Origin of the sequence: Leucobacter sp. cx-42, assembly GCF_014529985.1 — a bacterium.
Lineage (GTDB): Bacteria > Actinomycetota > Actinomycetes > Actinomycetales > Microbacteriaceae > Leucobacter.
Map to the genome: position 1 here is coordinate 132595 of NZ_JACVMU010000003.1, position 16729 is coordinate 149323.

Consider the following 16729-nt stretch of genomic DNA (forward strand, 5'->3'; position numbering starts at 1 on the left):
AGCGTTCGACTAGTGCGCAAAACTTTGCTTCTTCGCTTCGCGAGGGAGTGGAGTTTCCAAGCTCGTGAGGAAATCAACCTCTTCTTGAATTGCGATCAGCAGGTAACCGGCAAGGTCTTTGCTGAGGTCGGCGCGAACAACGATTCGCTGAACTACGATGTCTGAAATGTCATCCGGCATCGGGTAAGCGGGCACCAGCCAACCTCGCATTCGCAGGCGATCAGCCAGGTCGTACAGGTCCCAATTTCGCTTGCCTTTCTTGAGCTTCCAAGCAAAGACAGGAATCGTGTCGCCTCTGCTGATCAACTCGAAGTCCGGCATTTTGGCAATCGCTGAAGACAGGTAGGTTGCCACGTCGATAGAACCCTGCTGCACGGTTCGGTAGCCTTCACGTCCGAGACGGAGGAACTGGTAGTACTGCAACAGCACCTGCGAGCCAGGCCGAGAGAAGTTGAGCGCGAGCGTTGGCATATCGCCGCCGAGGTAACTGACGTGGAAGATCAGACTCTCTGGGCAGACGGCTGTGTTGCGCCACACAACCCAACCGACACCTGGATATACGAGGCCATACTTATGCCCAGAGGTGCTAATTGAGTTCACGCGTTCGATGCGGAAGTCCCACTCAAGTTCAGGCTGACAGAATGGCGCAACCATCGCTCCGGAGGCGCCGTCAACGTGGATCTTCACGTCAATGCCGGTGCTCGCTTGAATCTCATCAAGCTTCGCGGCAATTTCCTTTACCGGTTCGTACAGGCCGGTATAGGTCTGGCCAAGGATGGCAACGACGCCAATCGTGTTCTCATCTACGTACTTCTCTAGCTCAAATCCGTCGAGCACGAGGTGTTCCTCTGTCACGGGAACATAGCGAGCCTCAACGTCCCAGTAATTGCAGAACTTCTCCCACACAACCTGCACGCCCGCTGAGAGGACGAGATTCGGCTTGTCAGTAGCCTTTCCTTCGTTCTTTCGTCGTTCCTGCCACAGGCGCTTGAGCGCGAGCCCACCGAGCATGCAGGCCTCTGAAGAACCAATCGTGGATGTTCCGATGGTGTTGGTCTTATCGGGAACATTCCACAGGTCAGCGAGCATTCGCCAACAACGATCCTCGATTTCAGCCGTTGCAGGATACTCGTCCTTGTCGATCATGTTTTTGTCGGCGGCCTGCAAGTGCAACTTCTGAGCGTTGTCATCCATCCAGGTAGAGACAAAGGTTGCGAGATTCAGCCGAGAGTTGCCGTCGAGCATCGCCGAGTCGTGAACAATCTGGTACGCCGTGTCTGGGTCCATCATCCCTGCGGGCATCTCGAATTTTGAGAGGCTCGTCGCTTCTCCGGGTCTCGTAAACACAGGATTGATTTCAAGCTGCGCGGCAGCACTTTGTTCTACAGCGGCACGGTAACGTTCAGACATTATTGTCCTCTCAAGGTCATGTATGTGACGAAATGGATGAACTTCGGGTCATGCAACGAACGGTCTTTTGGAAGAACGCATCACGAATCAGGGTGCGTTCCGGTCCGAAGACAGCGGGGATGGCGCCGCGTTTGACGGCAGCTCATGATTCGGTGGCGCGTAAAAGGAAACTTCACTTTTCTTGCCCCCTCACGAATCCGGTACTTCCTAAAAATGGAAATCAGATCTCAGAATCGGCGTCATTGCCAATAACTCTGAGGAACTTGAAATCACCCTAATATGAAATATCTAGGTTGGCTATGGGTAATTCATTCAGACCAGAAAACTTCATCTCATCTTTCGAAGTTCATTTCAAAGCACCGGCAAGAATCTGCAGGTTCACCTCACTCTTGGAAGCGTTACGTTGCAGCGACGTAGTATTTACGACAAATACTTCAGTGAGGATTGGCGCGATGATCCGGAACCCCGCACGCACAGTAGGTGAGCTTGCGATGCTGGCGGTCGCGAAGCGCTACTCGGGCATACGAAGCCTCACCCGACCTGCAACGGACTCAACACCCGAGTTTGAGCTGACGTACATTCGCACCGGCCAGCCATCTCAATTGCCTCCGGTTCTGATAATCCCCGGTGGACCCGGACTTTCTTCCGTGCTGCCCTACGGGCGATTGCGAGGACTCGCGTCACAGGCTGGGATCGATCTCATCATGATTGAACACCGCGGAGTCGGCCTATCGCGCCGCGACCATTCCGGAAAGGAGCTTCCCGCCTCGGCCATGCGCGTACGGTCAGTTGTCGAAGATATCGTTGCCGTGCTCGACCAAGAGCATGTCATGCGTGCCACGATCGTCGGCTCGTCTTACGGAAGCTACATTGCCTCCAGTTTTGGCACAGCCCACCCTGATCGGGTTTCAGCAATGCTCCTCGACTCCGCGCTGCAATCCAGCGACCACTTAGAGACCGAACGAAAAGCTGTGCGCGAAACGCTCTGGAACCGAGACTGCAAATCCACACAACTGACACGTCAATTGGCGAGCAAAGGAGTTGAGCAAAGAGTCCTTCTCGACGTAGCCCGCGCAGCCTTTGAACTGGGTGGAGATCGACTCCTCGAACCGCTACTCCGAATGCGCTTGAAGAATCCGCGTTCATTGGCCTGGAAAACGCTCGAGGCGTATTCCACACGAGACGCGTCCATCTCACGAATTCCCGGAGTCTATGAGTTTGATCTTGTTGGCGTAATTGGCTTTCGTGAGCTCGGTTACGGCGCCCCGCTAGACGGGTTGCCCTTGGATCCCGCACTCACTTACTCGCAGCTCGCGGACAGATTCCCACCGTTCGCCGGCGAGCCTTTTGACCTGCTCAGTTCCGCAAAGGAGTTCCACTGGCCGTTATTGCTCCTCTCAGGTTCTCGCGATCTGAGGACCCCGTCTGAAATCGCATCGGCCATGGCCCATGCTGCTCCGAACGCAGCACTCGCGATGATAGAAAATGGTCATAGTGCCCTCGACACTCATCCCCTTGCGCTGCTGAACGCCTTGAGGTGGCTTGCCGCAGGTAAACACCATCAGGTTCCGACCATCACACACAAGCTCAACAATCTGCCCAAACGGGGTTTGGCTGCACGCTTTCCGCAGCTGCTCCAATTGCTCGTCAGCGACTAGTCTCAGGCTATGACCGAGTCGCAGCAGTTCTCACCTCTCAACCGCGTCAATCTCATTTGCCTCGGCGTCACCGATCTCGTGCGCTCACGAGCGTTCTATCGCGACGGCCTGGGATTCACCACCCCGAACAATGAAGATCACCCAAACATCGTGTTCTTCAACAACCGCGGGACCAAGCTTGAGCTGTACCCCCGGGCTGCCCTCGCGGCTGACATCGGTGGCGATACCCCGCCCCAGATGAGCGACCCGGCAACCCTCTTCACGGGGATCACGCTCGCCTACAACGCGAAAAGCGAGGCAGAAGTCGACGCGATTTTCGCCAAGGTCGAAGGCATTGGCGGATCAATCGCAAAGGCCCCAGAGCGCGCGTTCTGGGGCGGGTACAGCGGATATTTCCGTGACCCAGACGGCTACTACTGGGAGGTCGCGTATGCAGACTCTTGGAAGTTCGACGAAAACGACATGCTCATTATTGAGTAGCGCCCGCCTGAGCAGGCAAGCCGCAACCACATACACTCGTCCCATGGCTGAGCAGAGTTGGGACAACCGAATCGCTGCGTTCTGGGACACCGCCGATGACGGCAATCCAGAGGCGACACTCGAGTCGATGCGCGCGCTTGTCGCAGAACGTCCAGCCACCGATGCCGCTGGCATCTACGAGTGGGCCTCGGTGCACGATTTCCTCGGTCTTGAGGCTGAAGCGATTCCGCTGTACATCGCCTCGCTGGCAGCCGGTCTCGATGGCGAACGCAAGCCACAGGCGTTCATCCAACTCGGCAGCTCACTGCGCAATGTCGGTCGCGCCGATGAGGCCGTCGATCTCCTCGCAGAGCAGAAGAGCAACGAGGTCACCGGCGACGCTGCACAAGCGTTCCTTGCGCTCGCGCTACACACGGCAGGCAAGCCAGATGAAGCGCTGCGCATCGCCCTGACCGCGCTTGCGCCCACGCTCCCGATGTACCGCGGCGCAATCACGAACTACGCGAACGAGCTGTAGTTTCGACGTTCGCGGATCCGCGCCGGTACCATTACCCAATGATCGCAGCGACTTACGGTGCAGGCACGCCCCTCTTCCTCATTCATGGCTTTGGGGTCGATCACCGGATTCTGCTGCCGCTCGAAGAAGCACTGCATGGCTCAAACTGGCGACGCATCTACCTCGATCTGCCGTGGGCAGAGGGGGCAGTCGACACCGCAGTAGCGACCCCGCGCGAGCTCGCAGACTCGGTGCTTGCCGAGGTGCGGGAAGTAGTTGGGAATGGCACGTTCGCGATCCTCGGCAACTCGTTTGGCGCCATGATCGCACGCCACGTCGCGCACGAATTGCGGGCGCAGTGTGCGGGCGTCGCCACGCTCGCCGGGGCGTTTGAGCTTGATTCAGCACGACGAAGGTTGCCCGCTCGGGAGGTCGTGTTGCGCGACGATCAGGTGCTTTCGCAGGCGGGCGCGGATCGTGCAGACTTCGAGGCCATGGCCGTCATCCACACCTCTGCGGCGTTGCGGCTCTTCCAGGAGTACGCGTTGCCTGGCATTCGTGGCGCGCAGGAGCCGGTGCTCGAGCGTCTGAGTAGGAGCTACACCGACGCCTACCGTCCCGAGGACGAGCACGCCGCGCCATTCGATGCGCCGGCGCTGCACATCTTTGGCCGGCAAGATCAGGTGGTGGGGTGTGAGGACGGTCTCTCGCACCGCGCGCACTACCCCCGGGCCACGTTTGCGGTGCTCGATGGGGCCGGTCACAACCTGCACTTCGAGCAGCCCGCCGTTACTGGAGCGTTGCTCGCTTCTTGGCTCGATGCGGCTTCAGCCCATATCGCTGTGGAGAACTAGTTTTCCACTCGACAGCAGCCCCATGACGAACGAGAATAGGACTCCCATCCTTTGACGAACGGAGTCCCCATGGTCAAGCTCGGCATGATCACGATCGATACGACAGATCCGCGCGAGCTCGCGACGTGGTGGGCAGGGCGCCTCGGCGGTCAGCTCATTGACCAGTACGATGGCTGGTTCTGCATGGTGACGATTCCCAATACCGGTCTCAATCTTGGTTTCCAGAAGATTGAGCAGCCGACGCCAGGCAAGAACCGTATTCATCTTGACTTCTCAGACGCTGGCGCTGGCGGCCGCGAGCAGGTCATCGCAGAGTGGATCGCCGCGGGCGCCACACATTTGGGCACCCGCGGCGATGAGAACTTCGCGTGGGACACGTTCGCTGATCCGCACGGAAACGAGTTCTGCGTCAGCGATCCGCACTAGTCAGTGTCGGCTCGGGGTCGGCGCCCGCTCAGTCGACGGCGAGTGCCAAGACGGGCGACACCTTCGTAGCGCGCCGAGCGGGGCCGGCAGCCGCAATGCAAGCGAGCCCGATACCGAACACTGCGACGCCCACAATCAAGATCCACGGCACGACCGGCAAGACGAGCCCCACCTGCGAGCCGACCATCGACTGGGCAGCAACCCAACCATAGAAGACGCCAAGCACCACACCAGTGCAGAACGCGGCGAGTGTCATCTGGGCGCTCTCAGCCATGATCATGCTGCGCACCTGTGTACCGGTGAAACCAATCGCGCGCAGCAGGCCGAGCTCTCGAATACGCTGCACGACACTGAGCGACAGCGTATTCACGAGGCCCACTGCTGCGATGACACCGGAGAATCCTACGAGCAGGGTCAGAACTGCCGAAGTTACTGTGAGCGTCTGTTCAAGCACCGCTTCAGAAACCGGATCTTGCGCAAACATCTCCTTCACACCGGCGGTGTAGGTGGCGAGCGCGACTGCGAACATCACCACGAGTGTGATGCCGATCACGAGGCCGATCGTCGAGCGTGCGCTGCGCTCGGGGAAGCGTACGGCGTTGGCTGCCGCGATCTGGCCTGTCACTCCCCTGCCAGTCACCCGGCCAGCGAGGCGCAGAATCGGGGGCATGATGAAGTGCGCGCCGACGGCAATGCCAGTGAACGAGATGAGCCCACCAACAAACGAGACCATGAGCGCGAGCGGCGTCGCAAAACTCAGCGCAACACCGAGTGCAAGCGCCGCAGCACCGATGATGATGAGGGTGATCGCCACCACGGTACGACCGCTACGCCCGCGTGCCTGCTCGGGGCGCAGCTCTACCGCAGCCCGGGTGGCCTCGATGGGCGAGACGCCAGCCACACGCTTAGATCCGGCCCATGCAGCGAGCCAGGTCGTCGCAATGACGATCAGCGCGGCAGCAACAATCAGCGGATCGAACAGCGGATACGTCAGCCCGGCGTCAAGCCAGCCAGCCGAAGTGCCCACAGCGACTAGCCCGGCAGCAAGCCCGATCGCGAGCACAACGCCAATGACCGCACCAATTGCGCCCATAGCGAGGCCTTCAAGCGCAACCTGATTGCGTACCCGCGCGGAGGTGGAGCCGAGCAGGCGCAACAGCGCAATCTCTCGGGTTCGACCGGCGATGACGGTCGCAAACGTGTTCGCCGTCACGATCGCGCCAACGTACAACGCGATGACGATGAAGATGATCGACACCATCAGCAACATGAGTCGGAACGTGCCCGACTCTGCCTGCATTCCAACACTCAAAACCTCAGTCATGATGCCGGTGAGCAGGATGAGCGTTGACGCGAACAGGGTGCCAAGCGCGGCAACGACTATGGTTGCGGTGTGTTCGCTGATCCGGGATCTCATGCCGCAGCCGCCTCGAGATTCAGCATCGTTGCCGAGATCTGCTCGGCGGTCATCGCACCAGTGTCTTTGACGATCTTGCCGTCAGCGAGGAACAGGATGCGATCGGCGTAGCTCGCAGCCACCGGATCATGCGTGACCATCGCGATGCTCTGTCCGCTTTCCGTCACCGCGGATCGGAGCAACAACAACACCTCACGGCTCGTGCGCGAGTCGAGTGCACCCGTGGGTTCATCAGCGAAGATCACCTCGGGACTCGTCGCGAGCGCGCGGGCGATGGCAACGCGCTGCTGCTGACCACCGGAGAGCTCGTGCGGGCGGTGGTCCACGCGCTGGGTCAGCCCGAGATACTTCACCAGCGCATCAATGCGCTGCTGCTCTTCGCGGTTGGGCTTGCGTCCGTCAAGCGCGAACGGTAGTTGCAGATTGCCCATCACGTCGAGCGTGGGTACGAGGTTGAATGACTGGAAGACAAAGCCGATCCGCCGCCGGCGCAGCTTCGTGAGTTCAGCGTCGCCCAGGCCAGTTATGTCGGCGTCACCCAGCCAGACGCGGCCGCTCGTCGGTGAGTCAAGGCCGGCCATCAGGTGCATCAGCGTCGACTTACCGGAGCCAGACGGCCCCATGATCGCCGTGAACTTTCCACGCCTAATGCCAATTGACACGTCATCTAGTGCGGCGACCCGTTGTGTTCCTTCGCCGTAGTATTTGCCCACGTTCGCGACGCGAGCCACGAGGCCCAGCTCACTCGTTTTTGTTTCCATACCCCGAGGCTACGAGCGAGCACTGGGGGCGCGGATCGGCCGACGGTACCTCCGTCCCAATACTGAAGTACCGGCTGTTGCACCCGAAAGTGCCACAGCCGGTACGCTGGATCAATCACTGCGCCACCTTCACCGCTGACCATAATTCCGAATGTCACAGTGGAAATGCAGACTTGAGTGTGCACGGCGAACAGATCTACCAGATGACCTTGGCTCGGAAGGGGCGACAAAGAGCTTCAACGGACACGTCAGCGTCGTCTCCTCAGTCTGAAATCGAACTCATTTCAGAGTCAATAGCGCAGTCGCGCTTTCCAGACCAAGACCAAACAATGTCGCTGCCTTCCCAGTTCTCTCATTGAAATGTGACCGGAAAGGCGTATCGAAACCAGACAAACCCTGAATTCGTTACGCTCTCCACACGACAGAATCAGTTCGTTTGCAGAGAGATTATCGAGGAGTGCAACTGTGCTCAAGAAGATTCATTGCGCTGCCACAACAACGAAGGTACACAGCGGGGAATGTCCTCTGCATGAGCGCCACTCCCCGCTGAACGTACTGTGCTACGTCTCGACGCTAACCAATGCGGCGCCTACGCGCGGTTACCAGCAGCCCCAACGCGAGCAGAACACAAGCTCCACCCCCGAGCGCAATCAACAACGGGGTCGCCTCACTACCGGTGTTTGCCAGAGCACCACCGCTTCCAGCATTCGCGCCGTTCTCACCGTTCACACCAGGCTTCTCGCCCTCAGGTTCTTGACCTTCAACTTCAGGACTATCTGTCCCATCGACTACGACGGTGATGGTTTCAGTAAGCCCTCCAACGGTCGCTGAGACCTCACGTTCACCTGGACCCACGAAGGTAATCTCGTTGCCCTCTGCGGTGTCGGCCGCGTTCGTTGATGAGAACGTCGCGTAACCAGTGACATCATCGATCTCGGCCGGGGCAGCGGCAACCGCTGCGACGGCATCGGAGTTCTTTCCCTGCGCCGCCGCGCCGAGCCCGACGACGGTGAACGCAACCGTTTCACCGTCTGCAGCGACACCATCCTCGGTAGCGACGGGCTGGTCGATACGGAGCTGATGAATTGTAGACGCAACCGAGACTTCCAGTTCACCTACCTTGGTGGAGTCCTCATTCAAGGTAGCAGTCATCGTCTGCGTCGTCGTGAGACCAGCGTTGTTGTAATCAGTGGGGAACTCAACGGCTGAACCATCCTGCTCAACACCACCGAGCGTCAACGTGACCTCATTGGTGACGTCGTCCACTACATTCCCAAGAGCGTCAACGGAGGTAACGGCGTAATCGTGCGTCGAGCCTTCAATAACGCTGTCTGCACCAAGAATCTTGAGACCAGAAATGTACTTCGTGGCCTGTGTTTTGTAGCCTTTCCAGAGCGGCTCAGTAAAGACCTTTGTGGGGTCTTCATCAGCCAGGTACTCGCCCGGGAACGTAATCACTACGTCTTGAGTTTTTCCAAATGCACCGTTGGTGTGAGCATCACTGCCATCTGCAAATGTCTTCGGAGCAGGGCCGAGAAATCGCACTTCAGTGAGCGTGTGCTCGTAGGTGTCAGACTTATATCCAAATGCCCGGGTCATGATTGAACTGACTCGAGGTGGAATTGTGACCGAGGTAAGCGGATTGTGGGCAAACGCGGAGTCACTGATTCCGACAAGCGTTTCAGGGAGATCGATGCTCGTGAGCTTGTTGCTCGAGAATGCACCCGTTCTGATGGTCGTCATATCGACTGGCAGATTTATCTCAGTCAGCTGATTGCCAGAGAATGCGTAAGCACCGATCGAGACGTCTCGCTCGGGCAGGTCGAGCAATTCCAACTGGCCGTTGTAGAACGCCATGTCACCAATGCTCGTGACCGACTCCGGAAGCTCTACCGAGGTCAGCTTGGTGCTATTAAACGCATACTCACCGATGCTCTCGAGACCGCTGGGAAATATCGCAGTTTCCAACGGCGTCGTGCCAAACGCGTAACTCCCGATACTTGTCACGCCCTCGGGAATCACCACATTCGTGAGCTTGCTGTTCGAAAACGCATTCGCCCCGATACTCACAACCCCCTCTGGAATTTCTACAGAAGTGATGGGCTGATAGTTAAAGGCTGGCCCGATGGTTGTCACCGGGTACGTCTCGCCCCCGACAACCACTTCCCCCGGAATCTCGACCGAAGGCCCGCTCCGTGAAGCGTCATACCGGGTTGCCGTGGCCCCTGCCGCTGGCTCCTCATCATTAATGGTGAACGTGATCCCGCTCACGGGGTCGAGCTGTTCCACGACTGCAGCGTGAGCTGGGGAGCTGAGCCCAAAGGTCACCTGAATCGAGAGGGCGGCAACCGCGCCGAGGGCAAGCCCCGCATGCGTGCGTTCACGGGTGCTACACCGTCGACTGTTACTCATTTTCATTACTGTGCTTTCTGTGTTTCAGATCTCAAATGTTCACGAACGCGAATGGCGGCGGATCATGAACGCTGACCCTGCTGCGAGTAGCGCCAATGCGCCAAGCCCTGCACCAAGCAGCGAGCTGCCACCGGTGTACGCGAGTGCTGCGCCAGTCACGGGAGTTTTGGTGCCGGGCGCTGTTGTACCACTGCCGGGAGTCTCTTCGCCCCCAGTTCCCGGGGTCTCAGCATCTGTCACCACGACGTACTCGAATGTCACTGTAGTCGTCTCGGTGTTAAAGACACCGGTCACGCTGTTCGGTACCGCGTTCCTGGTTTCCTGAACGTCAACTGCGCTGACTGCGGAAAGCACGTACCCGGGAATATCGGGTGCGACTGCCGTGAAATCGGTGTTCCACCGGCCGCTCATACGATCCGCATCTCGAATCTGCTTGCCAGCGGTATCGACAAACTGCACGTCGACCGAAAAGTCGAGTGGCAGCACCACGTCAAGCACGGATGATTCATCGCCCGGCTTCACTACAAGCTCGCCCAGGTTCGCATCAACCGCGCGAACGGTTGCATTTGCCGCGGGGTGGGCGGGCACGTTGACCGCGGGGAACGTGTGCGTTTCGTCAGGCTGCACCCATTCGGCTTCACCGGTATACAGGTCGATCATGCACGCGAAGTCTGCAGTCTGCGTTACCGGGTTGCTGGCTGCGTCGATGGCTGCACCGTCTTCAAAGCTGAAGCTCACCTCACGCGTAACGGCCTGTGTCCCACTCTGGGCAAGTTCCACGTAGGGCACATCGATGTAGTTCTGAGCACGGTAGGTGTCATAGACGATGTCGCCGTTCTCATCGCGCCAGTCTGGGAATGTCGCGAGTGTGCCGTCTGACAACTCGTCAAACACTCTGTTCCTCGCTTGGAAATAGGCGTAGTTGAAATCGGTATACACGTACGTGATTGGTTGTGACGCGCTTCCGGGAGCTTCCAGCGCATCGTACTGCTCGTTGATCGCCGCGATTGCCGCTTCTACGACGCTTGCACGATCATGCGCGCCGTCTCGAATACCTTCCAGAGGAGCCATAACCTCCGCTACGAGCGCTTGATACTCCTCAAACTCGTATACCTCTTCTGGCGCATAGAATTCACCAGCTGCTTCATTGAAGTTCACGTCAAAGAACCAGTTATTCACAGAAAACTCGAAAAAGTTCTCATTGGTGAAGTCCCCAAGCGTGAATTCATGCACTCCAGGTTGCCCGACATCGATAACGAGCGACCGAGCGTCCGGATCGGCATCTACTACCATGTCAGCGGCTTGCGCCATTGCTACATATTGCTGCAGCTGCCCTTGATATCCCCTGAGATAGTCAAGATCAACGCGTTTCACCCATGCAAGCGTGGCATCATAGATCGCATTGTAGGTTCGTGTTTCAGCTTCTGCAGATGAGATCCCTGAAGCCACGAATCCGGCGTGTAACTCATCATAGATTTCAGGGATTGCCCCACTCTCCACCCACATTTCGGTATCGATTTCCATGTAGGCGGAATGCAACTCCGGGAGTCCACCTATCAGCCTCAAACTCATTGCACGGACCAGATCGAGCCTCTGCTCGTGCGTCCACCCTCTCTGAATCTCCCAGAGTTTGTCTTCGCTATAGGCCTCGGCTATCGCACTCGTAAGATCCTGCTCGAACGCATAATAGGCGAGAAGTGCTTCACGAAGGATCTCGGAGGAAATGCCCCCGGCCGTTTCAGCTTGAGGCTCTGTGGCGGCAACAGCCGTCGCGTACTTTTCGAAAAGCATCGGTACAACATCCGTCAACACGTGCTTCGTTGCAGTTGGCGTCTCGCCGCCAAACAGCACGTCAACCTCAGTGATTGCCTCGGGGAGCGTTGTCGTGAGGTAGTCTTCCCGATACATGTGGAAGTACTCGTAGTCTTCATTTATTTCGGTTCGCGGTGCCTCATAGAACGAGCGTGTGACGCTTTCGCCGTTGTCTGGCACACATGCCGCAGCGAGATTCTGTGCGTTGTTTACCGGCTGCCCGTCAACTGCGACAGCATTCGCCGCCGTAGCGCCACCGAGTATGAGACCAGCAGTGAGCGCACTTGCGAGCGCTCCGTTCCAAAGTCGTTTCTTCACGAGCGATTCCCCATCTACATTGATTTTTGGCGAAGTTGAGTGCGAAAACATGCCAACCCCGCGGCGCCAGCGCGAACGCCGGCGAGCGAGAATCTGCCGGTGTTCGCGAGACAGGTGCCCCCGTTCCCCGCAGGCGTGGCCGGTTTCAACGTGGCAGGGTTAGTCGGCTCCGGCTCTGGCACAACGTCTTCGGGCTTACCGTCTTCAGTCACGACGATCGTCACGGTCCTGCCCAGCGAAGGCTGCCGATGATCCGCGCTCTTGAGGAGCCAGAACGCCTTCCCCCCAAAGGAGTCATGTTTGTCCGCAGAGTTGTCCGTAAAGACATTGCCCGTCATCTGCCAGACCGTGTTCGGCAGATTCGCTTCTGAAAGATTGTTGCGAACACAGGCCTCGTCACCCATGATCTGAATTCTTGGCGGCAGCTTGATGTCGGTCAGCTCGTTATCAGCGCACGTAAGGCGCTCAGTTTTCAAAACGTCGTCCGCGAGGTCAACGTATTCCAGCTTCCCGTGCAGAGACGTCATCATCCCGATGCGGGTCACTGTCTCGGGATGCTCAACCGAGGCAAGGTCCTTCCCCGAGAAGGCGTAGTCATCGACCGTTGTAACGGGATATCCGACACCATCGACAGCGTGCTGCTCTGGAAGAGCAGCTGCCGGATCCTCGGCTTTGCCGTACGCCGTCGCTGTTGCGCCCGCGGCGATTGTCGCTGTGCTGACAGGCACAGCGATTGCGCGAAAGGCCAATCTTGCGCGCAATTCGTGCGCCAACTCACAGGCAAAGCCGGTGCTCTTGCTCACTGTTTGCCCTTCGTGCTTCAAAGATTCACTCACGTTCGAATTCCACGAGACTGGACGACGAATCCAGCACCGGTTTCCGAGGCGCCAGTGCCACGGGGCGTTCAAACACCTTCCAAGCTGAATTATGGCCTAGTTCAGGCAAAAACAACAGGAAAAATATAGGCGTCACATATTCATCGGCGAGTCCCCTCCGCCCAGGTGGTATTCGCCTGAACACGCGATAATAGAACTTCCACCGACAGAGTCGGCTGACCCCCACACCAGGAGTTCTCTGATGCGTTCGGTTTTCGTCGCCATGTACCGCGTGCGTAGCGTGATTTTCGCTGCGTCAACCGTCGCCTTACTATGCCTCGCGTTCTTCGCACGATACTTCCCCGCAAACGTTGCCGAAACCATCACTATTGTTCTCGGCGGTCTTGGCTTCGGCGGCTGGGTACTCGCAGGTCTGCTGATGTTCAATGGCGGATCCATGCGCCCGAGCCACTCATCTGTCACCGTCGCATCACCGGTACATGGGCGATGGCTCGCCATCAACAGTCCTGCCTCGCGCACGCCAAGCCACGGCACCCGCGCATACGGTCAGTCCCACGCGGTGGATCTCATCTTTGAGCCCGAGGGTTGGCAGCGCCCTGAATTCGGCAGTTGGCCTGGCATGCGCGAACCCGAAGATTACCGCGCATTTGGCCAGCCTGTACACGCAATGATCTCGGGAACCGTGGTGCGCGCATCCGATTGGCGCCGCGATCATAAGTCCCGCACCAACTCAGTCACGTTCTTGTATCTCATGGCCGAAGGAACGGTTCGTGAGCTCGGCGGCCCGGGGTTCGTCGTGGGGAACCACGTCGTGATCCGCGGTGATGATGGCACGTATGCCGCGGTCGCCCATCTCCAGCGCGGATCGCTCCAAGTTCGCAAGGGGGATCGCATCGAAGCGGGCGACCACATCGCCAACTGCGGCAACTCGGGCAACAGCTCGGAGCCCCACGTGCACGCCCAGCTTATGGATCGTGGTTCATTCTGGACCGGGCAGGGCATTCCCGTGGAGTTCGCACACATCGCTATTGATGACGGCGACGTTCTCGAGTCTGGGATGCCAAAGAACCAGCAGCACCTCACTCGCTGAAACGCTATGCCCCAGAGAGCAGACTCACGGCCACGCCGCCAACTGCGCCAAGTATCACCACGATCCAAGGTGACGCCTTGGTGGTGAGCAGCAAGACCAGGCATCCCACCGCAAGCACTAGCGTTCCTATCGAGGTAATCCCGGCAGGCACGATTGGGTAAATGAGCGCCGCAGCCATGATGCCAACCACTGCCGCGTTTGCCCCACGCATTGCGCGTTGCGCGCGCTCGTTCGAGCGAACCCGCGTCCAGAACGGAAGCACACCGATGAGCAAGAGCATGCCCGGCAAGAAGACGGCGACCAGAGCGATCACTGCGCCGAGCACGCCCCCTGGTCCGACACTGGAAACGGCCCCAAGAAAACCGGCAAATGTGAAGAGCGGTCCAGGCATCGCCTGTGTCGCGCCGTACCCCGCAAGGAAATCTTGTGCGCTCACCCACCCTGAGTCCACCACCCCTGCCTGGAGGAGTGGGAGTACCGTGTGTCCACCCCCAAACACCAACGCGCCAGCACGGTAAAACTCGCCGAACAGCGCGTAGGTAGTGCGTGGCGCAACGACCGCAACGACCGCGCCACCGGCAAGGACACCGCCGAAGATCGCGAGTGCCCACGCACCACCACGGCGCGAGATTCGTGTCGCGACAGGTGCCACAACCGTCGCCGGGGCGTTGCGGCACAGCAGCAGTCCGGCCAGTGCGCCCAAGGCTATGAGCAGTGCCTGACCCGGCACCCCAAACAGCCCGAGCACCGACAGAACCGCTACGCCAAGGGCAATACCCACGCGTTGCAGATCAGGCGTCAGCGTGCGCGCCATCCCTACGACCGCGTGAGTGACGACCGCGACGGCAACGGCTTTAAGCCCAAGTAGTAGACCAGCACCCACCGAGCCGCCGAACATGTTTGCGCCGTAGGCAAACGCCACGAGCACGGCCGCTGACGGAAGCGTGAAGCCAAGAAAGGCCGCAATCGCGCCACCGAATCCTGCGCGCTGCAAGCCAATCGCGAACCCGACTTGGCTCGACGCTGGCCCGGGAAGGAACTGGCACAGGGCAACAAGATCCGCGTACTGCTCATCGGTCAGCCACCGTTTGCGGTCGACAAACTCAGTTCGGAAGTAGCCGAGATGCGCTGCGGGCCCACCGAACGAGGTCAGACCCAATTTCAGGAAGACACGAAAGACCTCCCAAACGGCACGAACGTCACGCATGTTTGCTCACCCGAACCGTTCTTAACTGGTGGCTACTCGGCGATGAGCGCTTCGTATTCTTCCTGCAGGGCAGGGAAATACTGATCGAGCATCGGCTCCTCAGATTCTTCGGTCGCGGCTACGAGTAGGTCAAGGTAGTACTCCCAGCCCGGGCCGATCTCACCGATCTCTTCGTCACCGTTGAGGTGATGAATGAAGGTCAGTACCGAGTCAGAGCCATCCTCCTCGAGTAGCAGCTCGAGACGCCAGTTACCCGATTCGTTGTCAGAGGTGATCGCGAGACGGTGCGGAGCCTCGCACGCGTCGATCCGGAACCGCATCGACGGTTCCCCCGCTTCAAACCGCATGTGCACCTGCACAGCACCGCCCGGTCGTGCATCGCCCTCGAACGGACCGAACCAACGGTCGGTGAAATCGCGATCGGTGAGATACTCCCACGCTTCCTCGGCTGGCAGTGCGAGGGAACGGAACAGCTGCAAATCATTTCCCCGGCTTGTTCGAACCAGGCGACCGCTCACATACGTCATTTCTGACCTCATTCCCAACTGCCGCGCGCGATGCGCTGCGCTGTGTAGTTTATCCGGTCGGCCCGCACTCGTCGGGCGCGGATCACAGCTTCGCCATCCGCACACTCAAACCCCGCACAACCTGCAACTAAACTTCGCCGCATCGAAGTTCGATTTGCGCCGCAAACGAGGTCAAAACACGGCTTCTCCCTCGCTCAAAATCGTTGCTACAGTTGGGTTTTTGAGCAGAAGGGAAGGTGAATAGATCGTGAGTGAGATCGACATTTCCCGTCCGCATGAGTGGGATCACACCCACTCGGATGTGTCTTCTGGGTGGCTTCGCGCGTCGGTGTTCGGCGCGATGGATGGACTCGTGTCAAACATTGGTTTGATCGCGGGTATCGCCGCGGCGGGCGCACACAGCTCCGTCGTGCTGCTCACCGGTGTCTCGGGCCTCATCGCGGGTGCGATTTCGATGGCCCTTGGCGAGTACACCTCGGTGCGCACGTCGAATGAACAGCTCGTGAAGGAGCTGCGCACCGAGCAGGCAGCGCATCAGCGCAACCCGGTTGGTGAGCAGGCAGAACTCGCGTCGCTCTTCGAACGTCTCGGCATGGAGCACCAGACCGCGTGTGATGCTGCCGAGCAGGTGCACGCGAACTCCGAGTCAGCGATCAAGGTGCATCTGTCGCAGGAGCTCGGCCTGAGCGTCGACGACCAGCCGTCACCCATGGTTGCCGCGGTCTCGTCGTTCCTGTCGTTCAGCGTCGGCGCGCTCATTCCGATCCTGCCGTACCTCTTCGGCTTCGGGAACCTGTGGCTCGCCCTCGTCTTCGGCGGCGCCGGCCTCATCGTCGCTGGCAGCCTCGCCGCGTTCACGACCGGTCGCAACTGGTTCGCCGGCGGCCTGCGTCAGCTCACGTTCGGTGGCGTCGCGGTGATCGCCACGTTCACGATTGGCAAACTCCTCGGGGTCGAAACGCCCATGTAGTTGGGCCACGGCATGTGGGGGCGGATCCGCCCACTCGTGTCACCGCAAGCGCCGT

Annotated in this window: 15 protein-coding genes; 7 read left to right on the forward strand and 8 right to left on the reverse strand. The window is 59.1% G+C overall.

Annotated elements, in window-relative coordinates:
- Positions 1 to 9 precede the first annotated feature (9 nt).
- On the reverse strand, positions 10 to 1410 hold the full coding sequence (locus ICM05_RS04030; protein ID WP_188023296.1) for a glutamate decarboxylase: 1401 nt from the start codon (positions 1408 to 1410) through the stop codon (positions 10 to 12).
- Positions 1411 to 1709: 299 nt separating this feature from the next.
- On the opposite strand from ICM05_RS04030, the gene ICM05_RS04035 reads away from it, so the two are divergent.
- Genes ICM05_RS04035 through ICM05_RS04055 form a run of 5 tightly spaced genes read left to right on the forward strand, consistent with a single transcriptional unit; the run spans position 1710 to position 5324 of the window.
- Positions 1710 to 3068: an alpha/beta fold hydrolase gene (locus ICM05_RS04035; RefSeq protein ID WP_251364492.1), complete on the forward strand. Its 1359-nt coding sequence runs from the start codon at positions 1710 to 1712 to the stop codon at positions 3066 to 3068.
- A gap of 9 nt (positions 3069 to 3077) precedes the next feature.
- Positions 3078 to 3548: a VOC family protein gene (locus ICM05_RS04040; protein ID WP_188023297.1), complete on the forward strand. Its 471-nt coding sequence runs from the start codon at positions 3078 to 3080 to the stop codon at positions 3546 to 3548.
- A gap of 43 nt (positions 3549 to 3591) precedes the next feature.
- Positions 3592 to 4065 carry a tetratricopeptide repeat protein gene (locus ICM05_RS04045; RefSeq protein WP_251364493.1) on the forward strand — a complete coding sequence of 158 codons (474 nt, stop codon included), beginning with the start codon at positions 3592 to 3594 and terminating at the stop codon, positions 4063 to 4065.
- 38 nt (positions 4066 to 4103) lie between these two features.
- On the forward strand, positions 4104 to 4898 hold the full coding sequence (locus tag ICM05_RS04050; protein ID WP_188023298.1) for an alpha/beta fold hydrolase: 795 nt from the start codon (positions 4104 to 4106) through the stop codon (positions 4896 to 4898).
- A gap of 51 nt (positions 4899 to 4949) precedes the next feature.
- Positions 4950 to 5324, forward strand: coding sequence for a VOC family protein (locus ICM05_RS04055; RefSeq protein ID WP_251364494.1), 375 nt, complete (start codon positions 4950 to 4952; stop codon positions 5322 to 5324).
- Positions 5325 to 5352: 28 nt separating this feature from the next.
- Here the strand turns inward: ICM05_RS04055 and ICM05_RS04060 are convergent, their stop codons facing one another.
- The 5 genes from ICM05_RS04060 to ICM05_RS04080 all read right to left on the reverse strand — a co-directional run bounded on the left by ICM05_RS04060 (position 5353) and on the right by ICM05_RS04080 (position 12847).
- Positions 5353 to 6741: an FtsX-like permease family protein gene (locus ICM05_RS04060; protein WP_188023299.1), complete on the reverse strand. Its 1389-nt coding sequence runs from the start codon at positions 6739 to 6741 to the stop codon at positions 5353 to 5355.
- The gene (locus ICM05_RS04065; protein WP_188023300.1) at positions 6738 to 7502 is read right to left on the reverse strand and encodes an ABC transporter ATP-binding protein; all 765 of its coding nucleotides are present in this window, start codon (positions 7500 to 7502) and stop codon (positions 6738 to 6740) included. Before ICM05_RS04065 ends, ICM05_RS04060 begins: the two co-directional genes overlap by 4 nt.
- 573 nt (positions 7503 to 8075) lie before the next feature.
- Positions 8076 to 9914: a leucine-rich repeat protein gene (locus ICM05_RS04070; protein WP_188023301.1), complete on the reverse strand. Its 1839-nt coding sequence runs from the start codon at positions 9912 to 9914 to the stop codon at positions 8076 to 8078.
- Positions 9915 to 9953: 39 nt separating this feature from the next.
- Complete coding sequence (locus ICM05_RS12920; RefSeq protein ID WP_188023302.1) at positions 9954 to 12044, reverse strand: MucBP domain-containing protein; 2091 nt, start codon at positions 12042 to 12044, stop codon at positions 9954 to 9956.
- A gap of 14 nt (positions 12045 to 12058) precedes the next feature.
- A complete protein-coding gene (locus ICM05_RS04080; RefSeq protein WP_188023303.1) occupies positions 12059 to 12847 on the reverse strand; it encodes a leucine-rich repeat protein in 789 nt (262 codons plus the stop codon).
- A gap of 274 nt (positions 12848 to 13121) precedes the next feature.
- Between ICM05_RS04080 and ICM05_RS04085 the strand changes: the two genes are divergently transcribed.
- Positions 13122 to 13970: a M23 family metallopeptidase gene (locus ICM05_RS04085; RefSeq protein WP_215401735.1), complete on the forward strand. Its 849-nt coding sequence runs from the start codon at positions 13122 to 13124 to the stop codon at positions 13968 to 13970.
- A gap of 4 nt (positions 13971 to 13974) precedes the next feature.
- Here ICM05_RS04085 and chrA read toward each other — a convergent pair whose 3' ends face one another.
- Both chrA and ICM05_RS04095 read right to left on the reverse strand, forming a co-directional pair.
- Complete coding sequence (gene chrA / locus ICM05_RS04090) at positions 13975 to 15177, reverse strand: chromate efflux transporter (RefSeq protein WP_188023304.1); 1203 nt, start codon at positions 15175 to 15177, stop codon at positions 13975 to 13977.
- Between the two features lie 32 nt (positions 15178 to 15209).
- Positions 15210 to 15704: an SRPBCC family protein gene (locus ICM05_RS04095; protein ID WP_188023305.1), complete on the reverse strand. Its 495-nt coding sequence runs from the start codon at positions 15702 to 15704 to the stop codon at positions 15210 to 15212.
- Between the two features lie 247 nt (positions 15705 to 15951).
- On the opposite strand from ICM05_RS04095, the gene ICM05_RS04100 reads away from it, so the two are divergent.
- Positions 15952 to 16674, forward strand: coding sequence for a VIT1/CCC1 transporter family protein (locus tag ICM05_RS04100; protein WP_188023306.1), 723 nt, complete (start codon positions 15952 to 15954; stop codon positions 16672 to 16674).
- Positions 16675 to 16729: the final 55 nt, after the last annotated feature.